General features: G+C 72.8%; 13 protein-coding genes. 3 read left to right on the top strand and 10 right to left on the bottom strand.

The features are described from left to right. Window positions 1-53 precede the first annotated feature (53 nt). A complete protein-coding gene (locus ACGF5C_RS15210; RefSeq protein ID WP_393301729.1) occupies window positions 54-893 on the top strand; it encodes a peptidylprolyl isomerase in 840 nt (279 codons plus the stop codon). Window positions 894-1145: 252 nt separating this feature from the next. Here the strand turns inward: ACGF5C_RS15210 and ACGF5C_RS15205 are convergent, their stop codons facing one another. The 8 genes from ACGF5C_RS15205 to ruvC form a co-directional block, all read right to left on the bottom strand. Then, window positions 1146-3665 (bottom strand): RelA/SpoT family protein, encoded by a 2520-nt coding sequence (locus tag ACGF5C_RS15205; protein WP_393301726.1) that lies wholly within the window; start codon window positions 3663-3665, stop codon window positions 1146-1148. A 169-nt stretch (window positions 3666-3834) separates the two neighbouring features. Next, window positions 3835-4401 (bottom strand): adenine phosphoribosyltransferase, encoded by a 567-nt coding sequence (locus ACGF5C_RS15200; RefSeq protein WP_357704267.1) that lies wholly within the window; start codon window positions 4399-4401, stop codon window positions 3835-3837. Between the two features lie 101 nt (window positions 4402-4502). Continuing rightward, the gene (gene secF / locus ACGF5C_RS15195; RefSeq protein WP_393301723.1) at window positions 4503-5690 is read right to left on the bottom strand and encodes a protein translocase subunit SecF; all 1188 of its coding nucleotides are present in this window, start codon (window positions 5688-5690) and stop codon (window positions 4503-4505) included. 1 nt (window position 5691) lies between these two features. Continuing rightward, window positions 5692-7617, bottom strand: coding sequence for a protein translocase subunit SecD (gene secD / locus ACGF5C_RS15190; RefSeq protein ID WP_393301720.1), 1926 nt, complete (start codon window positions 7615-7617; stop codon window positions 5692-5694). Between the two features lie 259 nt (window positions 7618-7876). After that, the gene (yajC, locus tag ACGF5C_RS15185; protein WP_357704261.1) at window positions 7877-8218 is read right to left on the bottom strand and encodes a preprotein translocase subunit YajC; all 342 of its coding nucleotides are present in this window, start codon (window positions 8216-8218) and stop codon (window positions 7877-7879) included. A gap of 139 nt (window positions 8219-8357) precedes the next feature. Beyond that, window positions 8358-9428 (bottom strand): Holliday junction branch migration DNA helicase RuvB, encoded by a 1071-nt coding sequence (gene ruvB, locus ACGF5C_RS15180; protein WP_393301717.1) that lies wholly within the window; start codon window positions 9426-9428, stop codon window positions 8358-8360. Further along, window positions 9425-10027 carry a Holliday junction branch migration protein RuvA gene (ruvA, locus tag ACGF5C_RS15175; protein WP_350709043.1) on the bottom strand — a complete coding sequence of 201 codons (603 nt, stop codon included), beginning with the start codon at window positions 10025-10027 and terminating at the stop codon, window positions 9425-9427. Before ruvA ends, ruvB begins: the two co-directional genes overlap by 4 nt. Further along, window positions 10024-10551 carry a crossover junction endodeoxyribonuclease RuvC gene (gene ruvC, locus ACGF5C_RS15170; RefSeq protein ID WP_350686934.1) on the bottom strand — a complete coding sequence of 176 codons (528 nt, stop codon included), beginning with the start codon at window positions 10549-10551 and terminating at the stop codon, window positions 10024-10026. Before ruvC ends, ruvA begins: the two co-directional genes overlap by 4 nt. Before the next feature lie 193 nt (window positions 10552-10744). On the opposite strand from ruvC, the gene ACGF5C_RS15165 reads away from it, so the two are divergent. Both ACGF5C_RS15165 and ACGF5C_RS15160 read left to right on the top strand, forming a co-directional pair. Next, window positions 10745-11527, top strand: a complete 783-nt coding sequence (locus ACGF5C_RS15165; protein WP_393301714.1) for a 3-hydroxybutyrate dehydrogenase — start codon at window positions 10745-10747, stop codon at window positions 11525-11527. 14 nt (window positions 11528-11541) lie between these two features. Further along, window positions 11542-13461 carry a helix-turn-helix domain-containing protein gene (locus ACGF5C_RS15160; RefSeq protein ID WP_393301711.1) on the top strand — a complete coding sequence of 640 codons (1920 nt, stop codon included), beginning with the start codon at window positions 11542-11544 and terminating at the stop codon, window positions 13459-13461. A gap of 73 nt (window positions 13462-13534) precedes the next feature. On the opposite strand, the gene ACGF5C_RS15155 is transcribed toward ACGF5C_RS15160, so the two are convergent. Next, window positions 13535-14143 (bottom strand): TetR/AcrR family transcriptional regulator, encoded by a 609-nt coding sequence (locus ACGF5C_RS15155; RefSeq protein ID WP_393301708.1) that lies wholly within the window; start codon window positions 14141-14143, stop codon window positions 13535-13537. Window positions 14144-14154: 11 nt separating this feature from the next. Continuing rightward, the gene (locus ACGF5C_RS15150; protein WP_393301705.1) at window positions 14155-15723 is read right to left on the bottom strand and encodes an MFS transporter; all 1569 of its coding nucleotides are present in this window, start codon (window positions 15721-15723) and stop codon (window positions 14155-14157) included. Window positions 15724-16343: the final 620 nt, after the last annotated feature.

Raw genomic sequence — 16343 nt, 5'->3', positions numbered from 1 at the left:
CATCAACCTCAGCGGCACCGACCGCGCCCGAGACAGCCCAGGAGGATCCAGGCGTGACGTCCACCAGAGAGCGGCAGCGCGCGGCGGCCCGCGCCCGGCTCGAGAAGGAGATGGCCGAGCGCGCGGCCAAGGCCCGCAAGCGCCGGCAGACCCAGGCGATCGTGGGAGCCGCGTCGGTCCTGGTGCTCGTCATCGCCGGCACCGTGTGGCTCGCCACCACGCTCGGCGGCGACGACGACAAGACCGACACCGCCGGGCCGGCGGCCGGCAACGTTCAGTGCGCGTGGACCGAGCTGCCCGCCGACCAGCGGACCAAGCAGATCAAGGACGTCGGGCTGCCGGCCGCGCAGCAGTCGAACACCGGCACCCAGACGATGACGATCGACACCAACCTCGGTCCGATCACCGCCAAGGTCGACCGGGCGGCGGTGCCCTGCACCGCGGGCAGCTTCACCCACCTGGCGGAGAAGAACTTCTTCGACAACAGCAAGTGCCACCGCCTGGTGACCGAGGGCATCAAGGTGCTCCAGTGCGGCGACCCGAGCGCGACCGGCAAGGGCTGGCGGGAGACCGACGGCACCGGCGGCCCGAGCTACCGGCTCGCCGAGGAGAACCTGCCCACCGACAAGCGCCCGCCGTACCCGGAGGGCGTGATCGCGATGGCCAACTCCGGCCAGCCGGGCAGCACGGGCAGCCAGTTCTTCATCGTCTACGGCGACTCGCCGCTGGACCCGAACTACACCGTCCTGGGCACCATCACCGGTGGCATGGACATCGTCAAGCAGGTCGCGGCGGCGGGCGACGACAAGGCGTTCGCGCAGCAGGCCGGCGGTGGTCACCCGAAGAAGGAGATCACCATCAAGAAGCTCACCATGAGCGCCCCCCAGGGCTGACCGCCCACCCGTACGACGAGCGCCCGCCGGCCCCGCCGGCGGGCGCTTCGCTATCCCGCCCCATCCCCCGCTCCCGCCCCAGCCCCAGCCCCAGCCCCAGCCCCAGCCCCAGCCCCAGCCCCAGCCCCAGCGATCTTGCACTTTACGCCCCGGCAAAAGGGGCGACCTGCACCTATCGAGGGCCGAAAGGGCAAGATCGCCGCAGCGAGGGGCGCGCGGTGTGTAGCGGGGCAGGGGAGTGGGGTGGGTGGGTCAGGCGCCGGAGGTTACGCGGTAGGCGTCGAAGACGCCGTCGACCTTGCGGACCGCGGCCAGCAGGTGGCCCAGGTGCTTCGGGTCGGCCATCTCGAAGCTGAACCGGCTCACCGCCACCCGGTCGCGCGTCGTGGTGACCGTCGCGGACAGGATGTTGACCCGCTCGTCGGAGAGCACCCGGGTGACGTCTGCGAGCAACTTGTGCCGGTCCAGCGCCTCGACCTGGATGGCGACCAGGAACGTCGACGCGGACGTGAGCTTCCAGCTCACCTCGACCACCCGCTCGCTCTGCGCCCGCAGGTCCTCGGCGTTGGCGCAGTCGTCGCGGTGCACGCTCACCCCGCCGGAGCGGGTCACGAAGCCGAAGACCGAGTCCGGCGGGACGGGGGTGCAGCAGCGCGCCAGCTTGATCCACACGTCGCTGACCCCGCGGACCACGACGCCCGGGTCCGCGCTGCTCTGCCGGCTGCGCGGCGGCCGGGTGGCGACGGCGGTCTCGGCGATGTCCTCCGCCGCGCCCTCCTCGCCGCCGTACGCGGCCATCAGCTTCTGCACCACCGACTGGGCGGAGACCTGGCTGTCGCCCACGGCGGCGTAGAGCGAGGCCACGTCGGCCAGGTGCAGGTCCCGGGCGATCGCCATCAGCGCGTCGGAGGTGAGCATCCGCTGCAGGGGCATGCCCTGCTTGCGCATCGCCTTGACGATCGCGTCCTTGCCGGCCTCGATCGCCTCCTCGCGCCGCTCCTTGTTGAAGTACTGGCGGATCTTGGTGCGGGCGCGCGGGCTCTTGACGAAGCCCAGCCAGTCCTGCGTCGGCCCGGCCGTGTCGGACTTCGACGTGAAGATCTCGATCACGTCGCCGTTGGACAGCGTCGACTCCAACGGCACCAGCTTGCCGTTGACCCGCGCCCCGATGCACTTGTGCCCGACCTCGGTGTGCACCGCGTACGCGAAGTCCACCGGCGTCGACCCGGTCGGCAGCGGGATGACGTCACCCTTCGGGGTGAAGACGTACACCTCCTGGCTGGACAGGTCGAAGCGCAGCGCGTCGAGGAACTCGCTCGGGTCCGCCGCCTCCCGCTGCCAGTCCAGCAGCTGGCGCAGCCAGGTCATCTCGTCGATGTGCGCCGGCGGGCCGACGATCTGGGTGCCCTTGTGCTCCTTGTACTTCCAGTGCGCGGCGATGCCGAACTCGGCGGTGCGGTGCATCGCGTACGTGCGGATCTGCATCTCCACCGGCTTGCCGGTGGGCCCGATGACCGTCGTGTGCAACGACTGGTACATGTTGAACTTGGGCATCGCGATGTAGTCCTTGAACCGGCCCGGCACCGGCTGCCAGTTGGCGTGGATCACGCCCAGCGCCGCGTAGCAGTCCCGCACCGTGTCGACCAGGATCCGCACCCCGACCAGGTCGTAGATGTCGTTGAAGTCGCGACCCCGCACGATCATCTTCTGGTAGATCGAGTAGAGGTGCTTCGGCCGCCCGGTGGTCTCCGCCTTGATCTTGGCGGCCTTCAGGTCGGTCTGCACCTTCTGGGTCACCTGGCGCAGCAGCGCCTCGCGCTGCGGCTGGTGCTCCCCGATCAGCCGGTTGATCTCCTCGTAGCGCTTCGGGAAGAGCGTCCCGAAGGCGAGGTCCTCCAGCTCCCACTTGATGGTGTTCATACCCAGCCGGTGAGCCAGCGGGGCCAGGATCTCCAGCGTCTCCTTCGCCTTCTGCTCCTGCTTCGGACGGGGCAGGAAGGTGAGGGTACGCATGTTGTGCAGCCGGTCGGCCAGCTTGATCACCAGCACCCGCGGGTCCTTGGCCATCGCGACGACCATCTTGCGGATCGTCTCGGCCTTGGCCGCGTCGCCCAGCTTGACCTTGTCGAGCTTGGTGACCCCGTCGACGAGCAGCGCGACCTCGCCGCCGAAGTCGGCGCGCATCTGGTCGAGCGTGTATTCCGTGTCCTCGATGGTGTCGTGCAGCAGCGCGGCGACCAGGGTGGTGGTGTCCATCCCGAGGTTGGCCAGGATGGTGGCCACCGCGAGCGGGTGGGTGATGTAGGGGTCGCCGGACTTGCGGTACTGCCCCGAGTGCCAGCGGGCCGCGGTGTCGAAGGCACGCTGGAGCAGCCGCGCGTCGGCTTTGGGGTGGGCGTCCCGATGGGTCGAGATCAGCGGCTCGAGCACCTCGCTGACCTGCGAGGACTGCCACGGCGCGTTGAACCGCGCCAGCCTGGCCCGGACGCGGCGGCCGGTGGGCGCGGTGGACAGCGCGAAGCCGGCGCTGGGCAGGGGATCACCGTCGGCGGGGAACGGGAGCACGACCCCCTCGGTCGCCGCGCCCGCGCCACCGGCCGGGCCGGCCGTCGCGCCGGACCGCGCGGTCTCGGCCGGACCGGTCACGCCGGAGCCGTTGCCGGAGCCCGCGCCCCGGGTCGGCGCGTCACCGTTCCGTGCGGTCACCGAGCCGTCCGCGTCGCCTGTCGGGTGCACCGTGCCCTCCACCGGAGGGGCGACATCGTGGGACACCGGCCTCCTCACCGCTCGCCGGGAATACACCGACCGTGCGCCGGTCGGCCTGGTCTCGCGCCGCCCGGACGGCCCCGCCCGGTCAGCAAAGGGCAATGCTACCCGCACGCACGGTGCCCCGCCGCTCCGCCGGACGGACCGCACCGGGTCCGCCCGACGGGCGGGGCGCTCAAACGGTCAGCAGGGCATGCACCGGGCGCGGCGACAACCGCTCCCGCGCGCCGAGGAAGCCGAGTTCCAGCAGCACGGTGAAGCCGGCCACGGTGCCCCCGGCCCGCTCCACCAGGTCCAGCGTCGCCTCGGCGGTGCCGCCGGTGGCCAGCACGTCGTCGACCACCAGCACCCGGTGCCCGGCCGTGAAAGCGTCCTGGTGCACCTCCAGGGTGGCCTGGCCGTACTCCAGGTCGTAGGAGGCCGAGTACGCCGGGCGGGGCAGCTTCCCGGCCTTGCGCACCGGCACCACGCCGACCCCGGTCGCGTACGCGACGGCCGCCGCGACCACGAACCCGCGCGCCTCCATGCCGACGACGGCGTCGAACGAGTCCCGCCCGTGGTACGCGACGATCGCGTCGACCACCTGGCGGAACGCCTCACCGTCGGCGAACAGCGGCATCAGGTCCTTGAACATGACACCGGGCTTGGGGAAGTCGGGCACGTCGAGCACCCGGCTGGCCACCAGCTTCGCGGCCTCCGGGCCGCTGTCTCCCCGTACCCCGGTGCTGTGGGTCTCCGTCACGGCAGTCCGCTCCCCTTTCACGACGACGGCGTCCTCCCTGCTGCTCGCACAGCATGAAGGACGCCGTCGGTTCGATTCCTACCGGGTGTCGCCGGCCCAGGTCAGCGCCGCTTGGCGCCGCCCGGCCGGTTGCCGCCGCCGGCCGGTCGGTTGCCGCGCGCGCCCGTCGACCGCTTCCCGGCCGGCCGCGCGCCCACCTTCGGCGCGGCGCCGGCCAGCGCCGCCGACTCCGGGTCGACCGGCTCATCCGCGGCCTCCACGGAGCCGGGTGCACCCTTCGGGGTGACCTCGCCGCGCGGCAGGGCGCCCCGGCGGGCCAGCACCCGCTTGTTGTGCGCCTGGATCCGCGGCTCGTAGTTCTTGAGCAGCACCAGCAGCGGCGTGGCCAGCAGGATCGAGGTCAGGAACGCCACCGCCATACCGACGAAGAGCACCAGGCCGAGGTCCTTCAGGGTGCCCGCGCCGAGCAGGCCGGCACCGATGAAGAGCAGACCACCGACCGGCAGCAGCGCCACCACCGAGGTGTTCAGCGACCGCATGAGGCTCTGGTTGATCGCCAGGTTGGCCGCCTCGCCGTACGTCTGGTTGTTGTTCGCGGTGATGCCGCGGGTGTTCTCCTGCACCTTGTCGAAGACCACCACCACGTCGTAGAGCGCGAAGCCCAGGATCGTGAGGAAGCCGATGACCGTCGACGGGGTGACCTCGAAGCCGACGAGCGAGTAGACGCCGGCGGTGAGGATCAGGTTCATGATCAGCGAGGAGACGGCGGCGACCGCCATCCGCCACTCGAACCGCAGGATCAGGTACACCATCACCAGCGCGATGAAGATGACCAGACCGAGCACCGCCCGGGACGTGACCTGGCTGCCCCACGCCTCGCTGACCTGGTTGCCGCTGATGGTGGTGGGGTCGATGCCGAACTCCTCGGCGATCTCGACCTTGACGGCGTTGGCCTGCTCGGCGTCGAGCTGCGTGGTGCGCACCTCGTAGAAGTCGCCGCCGGTGCCGCCGACCTTCTGCGTGGTGACCACCTTGGCGCCGTCACCGGCCGCGGCGAGGGCCTCCCCGACCTTCTCCTCGGTCTGCTCCATCGTCCCGACGCTGGCCGGGATCTGGAACGAGTTGCCGCCGGCGAACTCGATGCCGAGGTGGAATCCGCGCAGCCCGAAGCTGAGCAGCGCCAGCAGGATCAGCGTGCCGGCGACGGCGAACCAGAGCTTGCGCCGGCCGATGATGTCGAGGCCGGCCTCGCCGCGGTAGAGGCGGCTCGCGAGACCACTCTTTGCCATCTCAGGCCTCCTTCACGCGCGGGTTGCGGGGCTTGGCCTCGTCGGCCGTCCGGGCCGGAAGCGCCCGCCCGAGACCACTGACCCGCGGGGACAGGAACGCCCGGGTGCGGGCGAACATCGTCATGATCGGGTGCCGGAAGAGGAAGACCACGACCAGGTCCAGCACGGTCGCCAGGCCGAGGGCGAAGGCGAAGCCCTTCACCGCGCCGACCGAGACGACGTAGAGCACCACCGCCGACATCAGCGTGATCGCGTTGGCCGAGATGATCGTCCGGCGGGCCCGGATCCAGGCGCGCGGCACGGCGCTGCGTGGGCTGCGCCCCTCCCGGATCTCGTCCTTGAGCCGCTCGAAGTAGATGACGAACGAGTCCGCCGCCACACCGAGCGAGACGATCATGCCGGCGATGCCGGCGAGGGTGAGGGTGAAGCCGATCTGCCGGCCGAGCACCACCAGCGCGCCGAAGACCAGCAGCGCCGAGAGGATCAGGCTCAGGAAGATCACCGAGCCGAGCAGGCGGTAGTAGAAGAACGAGTAGATGATGACCAGCGCCATGCCGATGCCCGCCGCGAGGAGGCCGGCCCGCAGGTGGCTGGCGCCCAGGGTGGCGGTGACGTTCTGCTGCTCCTGCTCCTCGAAGGTCACCGGCAGCGCGCCGTAGCGGAGCTGGCCGGCGAGGGTGCTGGCGTCCTTCTGGGTGAAGTTGCCGGTGATCTGCGAGTTGCCGGTCAGCACGCCCTGGATCTCGGGCGAGGAGACGATCTCGTTGTCCAGCACGACGGCGACACGGCACTTGCCGTCCTGGCCGAGCGCGGTGGTGTCGCAGGCCTGGCCCTCGTTGTTGAAGGCCTCGCGGGTCAGGTTGGTCCACTTGTCCTGGCCCGGGCCGGAGAAGTCCAGGCTGACCACCCACTGGCTGGTCTGGTCGAGCACCGCGTTGGCGTCGTCGACGTCGGTGCCCAGCACCTTCGCCTGGTCGAGCAGGTACTTCGCGGCACCGTCCTCGCAGGCGACCACCTGCTGGTCGGGGGCGGAGATCGACGCCGGCGGCCGCTTGTCGAGCTGGGCGCAGCTGATCTGCGGCACGTTGAACTGCATCTGCGCCGGCAGCACCGCGACCTCGCGCGGGTCGAGGGCCGCGAACGGCTTGAGCTTCTCCGCCAGCGACGGGTCGGCGGTCAGGTCGGCCGGTGCCTGGAGGCCGCTCGCGGCGGCCCAGGCGGCGGCGCCGACCTTCTGCTCGACGGCCTTGCGCTGCTCCTCGACGCTCTGCGGCACCGGCTCGCCGCTCGCACTGGGCGAGGGCGCCGCGGCACTCGGCGAGGCCGGGGCCGACGCCGACGGGCTGGCGCTCGGCGCTGGCGCCATGCCACCCTGGCCGCCGCTCGCCGACGGGGTCACCTTCGGCCCGGCGGTGCCGGACGGGGAGGCGCTGCCCGAGGGCTTCGCGCTGCCCGACGGGGCCGGGGTCGCGCTGCCGGACGGCGCCGGGGTGGCGGGCGGCGCCGGGGCGGCGGCCGCGCCGCTGCCGTCGGCGGCCTTGAGCAGCTTGCGGAAGCGCAGCTCGGCGGCGCTGCCGACCTCGGTGATGTCGCGGTTCTCACCGGGCAGGGAGATCACGATGTTGCGGTTGCCCTCGGTGACCACCTCGGCCTCGGCGACGCCGAAGGCGTTGACGCGGCTCTCGATGATCTGGCGGGCCTCCTCGAGGTTCTCCGCCGTCGGGGCCCGGCCGTCGACGGTGTTGGTCGCCTCCAGCGTCAGCCGGGTGCCGCCGACGAGGTCCAGGCCGAGCTTGGGCTCCAGCCGGTCCTTCAGGCTGCCGCTGGCGCCGCCCGCGAAGAACACCAAAAGATAGAGGACGACGAAGATGAACCCGAGCACGGCCAGTTGCCGTCCGGGGCGCATCTGTCCCTGAGGTGGTGCCACGGCTGTCCTGTCTCCCTGTACGGTCGCGCCGCTGGTGCGGCGGGTGTCGGCGCCGGTGCGGCCGGCGGTCCTGACGGGCCGGCGTCGGGGCCGGCACGCGGGCCCCGACGTCGCGGCGCGGGGGCGCCGAGCGGAGCGTGGACGTGTCGGCTCCCGCCGTCGGGCCCAACTATCCAGTTTTCACGTCGTCTCCGCTGCCCCTTCCGGCACGGCGGTCACCGCGAGCCGGCGACCGCCGCCCCGGGGCGGGAGCGACGCCTCACTCCTTGACGGCGTCCGCGTCCTCGGCGGCCGGCTCGGCGGGACGCTCCGCCTGGCTGACCACGCGGGCGATCGCCGGGCGGGCGTACCGGGTCTGCACACCGGGCGCGACCTCCAGCAGGACGGTGTCGTCGTCCACCCCGGTGACCGTGCCGTAGAGCCCGCCGATCGTGACCACCTCGTCGCCGGGGGCGAGGGCGGACTGCATGTCCGCCGCCTCGCGGCGGCGCTTCTGCTGGGGGCGGATCATCATGAAGTACATGACGCCGAAGAGCAGAGCGATCATGAGGATCGGCGTCAGGCTGCCGGCACCCCCGCCGCCCTCTGCTGCGTAAAGCACGGTGAAAAGACCTTCCCATTGGCCGCCGACCCGGCACGGGTGTGCCGGAGCGGAGGCGGATTCTCACGTCCTGTACAGACCGGCGCGAGTCTAATCCCTGCACCTGGGAACGCCGAATGCGGCACAGATCACGTTCGCATCACGGCTGATCGACGTCCAGGGAGAACAGATCGGGCGCGCGAGGGGCATCCGCACCAAATGTACCATTCGGTGGCGTACGCCCCAGGTGCCGCCAGGCGGCCTCGGTGGCGACCCGGCCGCGCGGCGTACGGGCCAGCAGGCCGGCGCGCACCAGGAACGGCTCGCACACCTCCTCGACCGTGTCCGGCTGCTCCCCCACCGCCACGGCCAGGGTGGACAGGCCCACGGGGCCGCCCCGGAACGAGTCGACCAGCGCGGTCAGCACCGCCCGGTCCAGCCGGTCCAGGCCGAGCGCGTCAACGTCGTACACCTTTAGAGCCGCCCGGGCGGTCTCCAGGGTGACCACGCCGTCGGCGCGGACCTCGGCGAAGTCGCGGACCCGGCGCAGCAGGCGGTTCGCGATCCGGGGGGTGCCCCGGGAGCGGCCGGCGACCTCCGCGGCGCCGTCGTCGGTGATCGGCACGCCGAGGATCCGGGCCGAACGGCGCAGCAGCACCTCCAGGTCGGCCGGGGAGTAGAAGTCGAGATGCGCGACGAAGCCGAAGCGGTCCCGCATCGGCCCGGTCAGCAGGCCCGAGCGGGTGGTCGCGCCGACCAGGGTGAACGGCTCGACATCCAGCGGGATGGCGGTCGCGCCCGGCCCCTTGCCGACCACCACGTCGACCCGGAAGTCCTCCATCGCGCTGTAGAGCAGCTCCTCGGCCGGCTTGGCGATCCGGTGGATCTCGTCGATGAAGAGCACGTCGCCCTCGGCGAGACTGGTCAGGATGGCCGCCAGGTCGCCCGAACGCTCGATCACCGGGCCGCTGGTCACCCGGATGCCCGAACCCAGCTCGGCGGCGACGATGTTGGCCAACGTCGTCTTCCCGAGGCCAGGCGGGCCCGAGAGGAGGATGTGGTCGGGCGGGGAGCCGCGCCGCATCGCGCCCTGGAGCAGCAGGTCGAGCTGGTCGCGTACGCGGTGCTGGGCGATGAACTCCTCCAGCCGCTTCGGCCGGACGCTGGCCTCCGCGTCCCGTTCCGCGTCGTTGACGTAGGCGGAGACCAGGTTGCCGTCGGGACCGGTCACCGGGTGCGGCCCAGCAGTCGGATGGCCTGCTTGAGCAGCACCGGCACGGGCGGCACGTCACCGTCGACGGTCTCCGCCACCGCGGCGACCGCCTGGTCGGCCTGCCCGGCCGTCCAGCCAAGCCCGACCAGCGCCTGCCGCACCTGCTCGGGCCACGCCCCGCCGGTCACCCCGGCCGCTCCGTCGGCGCCGACCGGGACCGGGCCGACCCGGTCGCGCAGCTCCAGGACCAGGCGCTCGGCGCCCTTCTTGCCGATGCCGGGCACCCGGGTCAGCGCGGCGGTGTCGGCGTTGGCGATCGCCTTGCGTACCGCGTCGGGGGTGTGCACGGCGAGCACGGCCTGGGCCAGCCGGGGGCCGACCCCGCTGGCGGTCTGCAGCAGCTCGAAGAGCTGCTTGGCGTCGTCGTCGGCGAAGCCGTAGAGGGTGAGCGAATCCTCCCGGACGACCAGGCTGGTGGCCAGCCGGGCGGGCTGGCCGACCCGCAGCTCGGCGAGGGTGCCGGGGGCGCACTGCACCGCCAGGCCCACCCCGCCGACCTCCACGACCGCGTGGTCCGGACCGGTCGCGGTCACCACCCCGCGCACGCTGGCGATCATCTGGCTCCTCCTCGTCGTACCCGGTCGGCCGCGGCGGCCAGCTTGGAGCGCGTCCCGCCGCGCCACACGTGACAGATGGCCAGGGCGAGGGCGTCGGCGGCGTCCGCCGGCTTCGGCGGCTCGGGCAGCCGCAGCAGCCGGGTGACCATGGCCGTCATCTGGGCCTTGTCGGCCTGACCGGAACCGGTCACGGCCGCCTTCACCTCGCTGGGCGTGTAGGTCTGCACGGGCAGCCCGGCGCGGGCGCCGGCGAGCACGGCGATCCCGCTGGCCTGGGCGGTGCCCATCACCGTGCGGACGTTGTGCTGGCTGAACACCCGCTCGACGGCGACGCTGTCCGGCCGGTGCTCGGCGACCAGGTCGGTGAGCGAGCGGTCCAGGTGCAGCAGACGCAGCGGCAGCTCGTCGCCGGGGTCGGTGTAGACGACGTAGTAGGCGACCAACGTGCAGGGCCGCCCCGGCACGCCCTCGACCACGCCGACCCCGCACCGGGTCAGCCCCGGGTCGACGCCGAGCACCCGCACGCCGCCTCCTCCCCCAACCGCCAGCAGTACGTGTGTTCGACACCCTACCGAGCCGGACGACGGCCCGGTGTCGGGGACACGCCGGGCACGCCGACACGCCGCCGACGTGCCGTGTGGACCACACACTCCGGCCGTCGAGTATGTGCCGCCGCCCCATGTGCGCCCGGACACACAGCTCGTAACTTCATGCGCCATGACGGCAGAACCCGTGGCGGTGCCCCACGTCGTACACGTCGACCTCGCTGGTCGTACCGCCCTGGTGACCGGGGGCGGCAGCGGCATCGGCCGCGCCTGTGCCCTGCGGCTCGGGGCCGCCGGCGCCAAGGTCCTGGTGGTGGACCGCAACATCGAGGCGGCCAAGGCGGTGGCGGCGGAGGCCGGCGGCCGGGCCGAGGGCGTGGACCTCACGGACGCCGAGGCGGTGGACCGGCTCGACGCGGACGTGGACATCGTGGTGAACAACGCGGGCCTCCAGCACGTGGCGCCGGTGCAGGAGTTCTCCGCGGAGCGCTTCGCCTACCTGCACCGGGTGATGGTGGAGGCGCCGTTCCTGATCATCCGCCGGGCGTTGCCGCACATGTACGCCAAGGGCTGGGGGCGGATCGTCAACATCTCCTCGGTGCACGGGCTGCGCGCCTCGCCGTACAAGTCGGCGTACGTCTCGGCGAAGCACGCCCTGGAGGGGCTGTCGAAGGTGGTGGCGCTGGAGGGCGCCGCGCACGGCGTGACCGCCAACTGCATCAATCCGGCGTACGTGCGGACCGCACTGGTGGAGAGCCAGATCGCCGACCAGGCGGCCAGCCACGGCATCCCGGAGGCGGAGGTGGTCGAGAAGATCATGCTGGCCCGGGCGGCGATCAAGCGGCTGATCGAGCCGGAGGAGGTGTCGGAGCTGGTGGCATACCTCTGCTCCCCGCCGGCGGCGTTCATCACGGGCGCGTCCATCGCGCTCGACGGGGGCTGGACGGCGAACTAGTGGCAAGCCGCACAATGTCGGTCATGTCGTCACCGGTGGAGTTCCTGGAACTGCTCGCCCGCGAGGCCGCCGCGGTGGAGTTCGAGGGGCCGCTCGTCGCCGCGCGCGCCGCCGGGCTGCCGCCCGACCGGCTCGCCGAGCTGGAGCAGGCCAAGACGGTGGCGCTGCGGGTCCGCGCGCTGCTGGAACGCCGCCGCCGCCGGGAGGTCGAGCTCTCCGGCCTGTACGACACGGTCAGCGACCTGGCCGGGCTGCGCGACCTCGACGACGTGCTGCGCGCGATCGTGCACCGGGCGCGCAACCTGCTCGGCGCGGACGTCGCCTACATGACGCTCAACGACGACGAGCGCGGCGACACCTACATGCGGGTCACCGACGGCTCGGTCTCCGCCCGCTTCCAGCGGCTGCGGCTGCCGATGGGCGCCGGTCTCGGCGGCCTGGTGGCCCAGTCCGGCGCCCCGTACGTCACCGCGAACTACCCGGAGGACGACCGCTTCCACCACACCGGCGAGATCGACGCCGGGGTGGGCGAGGAGGGGCTGGTGGCCATCCTGGGCGTGCCGCTGCGGCTCGGCTCGACCTCGATCGGCGTGCTCTACGCGGCCAACCGGTCGGCCCGGCCGTTCGTCCGGGAGGAGGTGGCGCTGCTGGTGTCTCTCGCCGCGCACGCGGCGGTGGCGATCGACACCGCGCGGCTGCTCGCCGAGACCAGGGCGGCGCTGGAGGAGCTGTCGGCGGCGAACACCACCATCCGGGCCCACAGCAGCTCGGTGGAGCGGGCCGCGGCGGCGCACGACCGGATGACCGCGCTGGTGTTGCGCGGCGGCGGCGTGGAGGACGTGGCCGCGGCGGTCACCGACGTGCTCGGCGGGGCGCTGCTGGCGCTGGACGCGGAGGGCCGGCTGCTGGCCCGGGTCGGCGAGATCGACGAGCCGGACCGGGCGGACATGGTGGAGGCGGTGGCCGCGTCGCGTACGGAGGGCCGCAGCGTGCGCCGGGAGCCGCTCTGGTACGCCGCGGTGGTGGCCGGCGCGGAGAACATGGGCGCGCTGGTGCTGCGCCCCGACGACGAACTGGTCGACGCCGACCAGCGGATCCTGGAGCGGGCGTCGCTGGTGACCGCGCTGCTGCTGCTGTTCCGGCGCACCGTCGCCGAGGCGGAGGGGCGGGTCCGGGGCGAGCTGCTCGACGACCTGATCGCCCGGCCGCTGCGGGACACCGACGCGCTGCGCAGCCGGGCCCGCCGGCTCGGGGTGGACCTGGACGCGCCGCACGTGCTGGTGGCGGTCGGCGACGACGCGATCGCCGCGACGGGCTCGGCCCGGCAGCGGGTGCTGTCGTGGGCCACCACGTACGCCTCGACGCGGGGTGGGCTGGCGGCGGCCCGCGACGGGCGGGTGGTGCTGATGCTGCCGGGCCGGGACGCGGGCGGCAGCGCCCGGGCGGTGGCCCGGGACCTGTCCCGGGTGACCGGCCGGCCGGTGACCGCCGGGGCGAGCGGCCCGTCGACGGGGCCGGCGTCGCTGGCCACCACGTTCGCCGAGGCGGACCGCTGCCTCACCGCGCTGGGCGCGCTGGGCCGGTCGGGGCAGGGCGCGAGCACCGCCGAGCTGGGTTTCGTCGGGCTGCTGCTGGGCGCGGTCGGTGACGGCGGCGACAAGGACGTGGAGCGGTTCCTGAAGGCCACCGTCGGGCCGGTGGTCGACTACGACGCCCGCCGGGGCACCGCGCTGGTGAAGACGCTGGAGGCGTACTTCGGGGTGGGCGGCAGCCTGGCCCGGGCCGCCGAGCTGCTCCACGTGCACGTCAACACGGTGACCCAGCGGCTGGAGCGGGTCGGGCAGCTACTCGGCGCGGACTGGCAGAAGCCGGAGCGGGCGCTGGAGGTCCAGCTCGCCCTGCGCCTGCACCGCCTGCGTACGCCGGCCGGCTGACGGTCCCGCCGGCCGTGCCGCGCGCGGGCCCGGGTGGCCGTACCGGCGGGCGGGACCGGGGCGGTGGCCGGGGTCAGCGGGCGCGGATGCCGTCCAGGACGCCGTCGACGATCTTCTCCGGCAGGGACGCCTCGTCGAGGTCGGGGTGCCAGCGCAGCACCCGCTGGATCAGCATCGGGCCGGTCAGCATCGCCATGGTGACCTCGACGTCGATGTCGGCACGCAGCTCGCCGGTGCGGATCCCCCGGCGCAGCACCTCCCGCATCAGCGCCCGGCGCGGCTCGATGATGCTCTGGTAGAGCTGGTACTCGTCCGGGCTGCGGTTCACCCGCGGCACCAGGCAGGGCATGATCCGCGCCGCCCGCGGGTCGATGTTGTGCCCGACCGCGCCGACCAGCACCACCAGGTCGTCGCGGACCGACCGGCCGGGCGGCGCCGGAGGGCTGCCCTTGAGCCGGCGCAGCGCGTCGGTCAGCAACGCGTCCTTGCCGGGCCAGCGGCGGTAGATGGTGGCCTTGCCCACGCCGGCCCGGGCGGCGATCGACTCGATCGAGATGGCCTCGATCGTGCTGCCCTGGGCGAGCAGGTCGAGGGTGGCCTCGAGGATCGCCTCGTCCGCGCGGACGCTCCGCGGTCGCCCGGGCGACCGCGGAGCATCGGCGGCGGAAGTCATGTCGGACATTGTCCCCGAACCTAGGCGGTCCCGGCCAACTCGGGTTCACCCGCCGGCACCGGCGCTGCCACCGGGGCCGCGGCGCGGCCGGGCATCCAGCGCAGCACCACGAGGATGCCGACGGCGGCGACCGCCGCGGCGAGGCCCGCCGCCCAGTGCATCGCGGCCACGAAGGCGTCGTCGGCCACCGCGATCAGCTGCGGCGCCGCCGGCCCGAGCTGACCCGCCGCGGCGTACGCGCCGGAGATCGACTCGCCGGCCGCCTCGCGCGCCCCGGCGGGCAGGTCCCGCAGCGCGGAGTCGACGTCGGCACGGTAGACCGCGGAGAGCACCGACCCGAGCACCGCCACGCCGAGCGCGCCGGCCACCTGCCGGACGGTGTTGCTGACCGCCGAGCCGACCCCGGCCTTCTCCCGGGGCAGCGCCGACATGATCGACTCCGTGGCCGGGGGCATGATGTTGGCCATCCCGGCGCCCTGGAGGAAGAAGAAGACGAGCACCACCCAGATCGGGGTGCTCTCGCCGACGAAGGCGAACGCGCCGAGCGCCACCACGGTCAGCGCCAGCCCGACCACGGCGACCGCCTTGCCGCCGTACCGGCGGACCATCGCCGCGCTGCGCGGGGCGAAGACGAGCTGGGCCACCGCGAAGGGCAGGAAGAGCAGGCCGGTCTCCAGCGGGCTGTAGCCGCGCACCAGTTGCAGGTAGAACGAGCTGAAGAACATCACGCCCATCGCGGCGAAGAAGATCAGCCCGACGATCGCCACCGGGGCGGCGAAGCGGGGCACCCGGAACAGCCGCACGTCCAGCGACGGGTGGTCGCTGCGCCGCTCGTACGCGACGAACCAGGCCAGCACCGCCAGGCCGCCGAGGGTCGCGGCCCAGACCACCGGGCGGTCGAAGCCGTGCTCGCCGCCGTCGATGATGCCGTACGTCAGGGCGACCAGGCCGACCACCGACAGCAGCACGCCGACGACGTCGACGCGTCCCGGGTTCGGGTCCCGCGACTCGGGCACCAGGATCGCCACCAGCACCACCCCGAGCGCGACCACCGGCACGTTGATCAGGAAGACGGAGCCCCACCAGTAGTGCTCCAGCAGCGCGCCGCCGAGGATCGGGCCGATCGCCACCGCCAGGCCGACCGCGCCGGCCCAGACGCCGATCGCCCGGCCCCGCTCCCGGGGGTCGAAGACGTTGGAGATGATCGAGAGCGTGACCGGCATGATGGCCGCGCCGCCCACGCCCATCAGCGCGCGGGCCGCGACGAGTTGCGCCGGGCTCTGCGCGTACGCCGACAGCAGCGACGCCAGCCCGAAGAGCACCAGGCCGACCAGCAGGAAACGCTTGCGCCCGGCGCGGTCGCCGAGCACGCCGAAGGTGAACAGCAGGCCGGCGAAAACCAGGGTGTAGGAGTTGATCGACCACTCCAGCTCGCCCTGGCTCGCGCCGAGGCCATGCACCGGGTCGGCGAGCGTACGCAGCGCGACGTTGAGGATCGTGTTGTCCAGGACGACCACGAGCAGGCTGATCACCAGCACCCCGAGGATCGCCCACCTCCTCGGATGTCCGGTGTTCTCGTGCGGTTGCATCTCTGGTTCTCCCCCCGGCCCCGCTTTCGATACGGGTCAGACTCGTATTTGACGTCAGCGTAGGGGTTGGAGTTTCGATACGGAACCGGTTCGTATCTGATGTGGCGGCGGTCACTGGGCTTCTGGTGTGCGGCCGCCAACGGCGTCCGTGCCTCTGTGTCGGATTCGCGGCGTTTGCGGCATCGCTGGCGACGGGGCGTGTCCGGTATGTGGGCAACTCGACACGGGGCGGGCAGTGCACCCGTGGATGCGGCTCCGTGGGTGTGACCTGGGGCATCCTGGCGGCGGAATCGGGGCCGGCCGGGGATGGTTACACCCTGCGTACGGCCGAGCGCCGCCCCACCGGGTCGGTGCGGCTGGGCCCGGAATGATGGCGGGCCGCCGGTCGTTACACATGGTCCGGCCGACGTGAGGGCGTCCCCCGCCCCTCGAACCTGGCCGGTCTGATTCTTCCCGGCCCGTGACGCCGGATCCTCCCCTGAATTCTCTGAGCGCCGGACGGTGCACGCACGCCGCTGACCCCCCCCCGTTACCTTTTTGATCGTCCCCAGCCGGGGACTGCTCGGTCGCCCGGCCCGGTATGACTTACTGCCCCTGTCGTACGGATGATCCGGGGGGTG

The sequence above is a fragment of the Micromonospora sp. NPDC047620 genome (assembly GCF_043205005.1).
Taxonomy (GTDB): Bacteria; Actinomycetota; Actinomycetes; order Mycobacteriales; family Micromonosporaceae; genus Micromonospora.
The sequence above is the reverse complement of the archived record's forward strand: the minus strand, read 5'-3'. Positions and strand labels throughout refer to the sequence as shown.

Excerpts from the sequence above, each read along its gene's own strand:
- secF (WP_393301723.1), bottom strand. The coding sequence starts at position 5,690 with ATGGCAAAGAGTGGTCTCGCGAGCCGCCTCTACCGCGGCGAGGCCGGC.
- ruvA (WP_350709043.1), bottom strand. The coding sequence starts at position 10,027 with ATGATCGCCAGCGTGCGCGGGGTGGTGACCGCGACCGGTCCGGACCAC.
- ACGF5C_RS15165 (WP_393301714.1), top strand. The coding sequence starts at position 10,745 with ATGACGGCAGAACCCGTGGCGGTGCCCCACGTCGTACACGTCGACCTC.
- ACGF5C_RS15160 (WP_393301711.1), top strand. The coding sequence starts at position 11,542 with ATGTCGGTCATGTCGTCACCGGTGGAGTTCCTGGAACTGCTCGCCCGC.
- ACGF5C_RS15155 (WP_393301708.1), bottom strand. The coding sequence starts at position 14,143 with ATGTCCGACATGACTTCCGCCGCCGATGCTCCGCGGTCGCCCGGGCGA.
- ACGF5C_RS15150 (WP_393301705.1), bottom strand. The coding sequence starts at position 15,723 with ATGCAACCGCACGAGAACACCGGACATCCGAGGAGGTGGGCGATCCTC.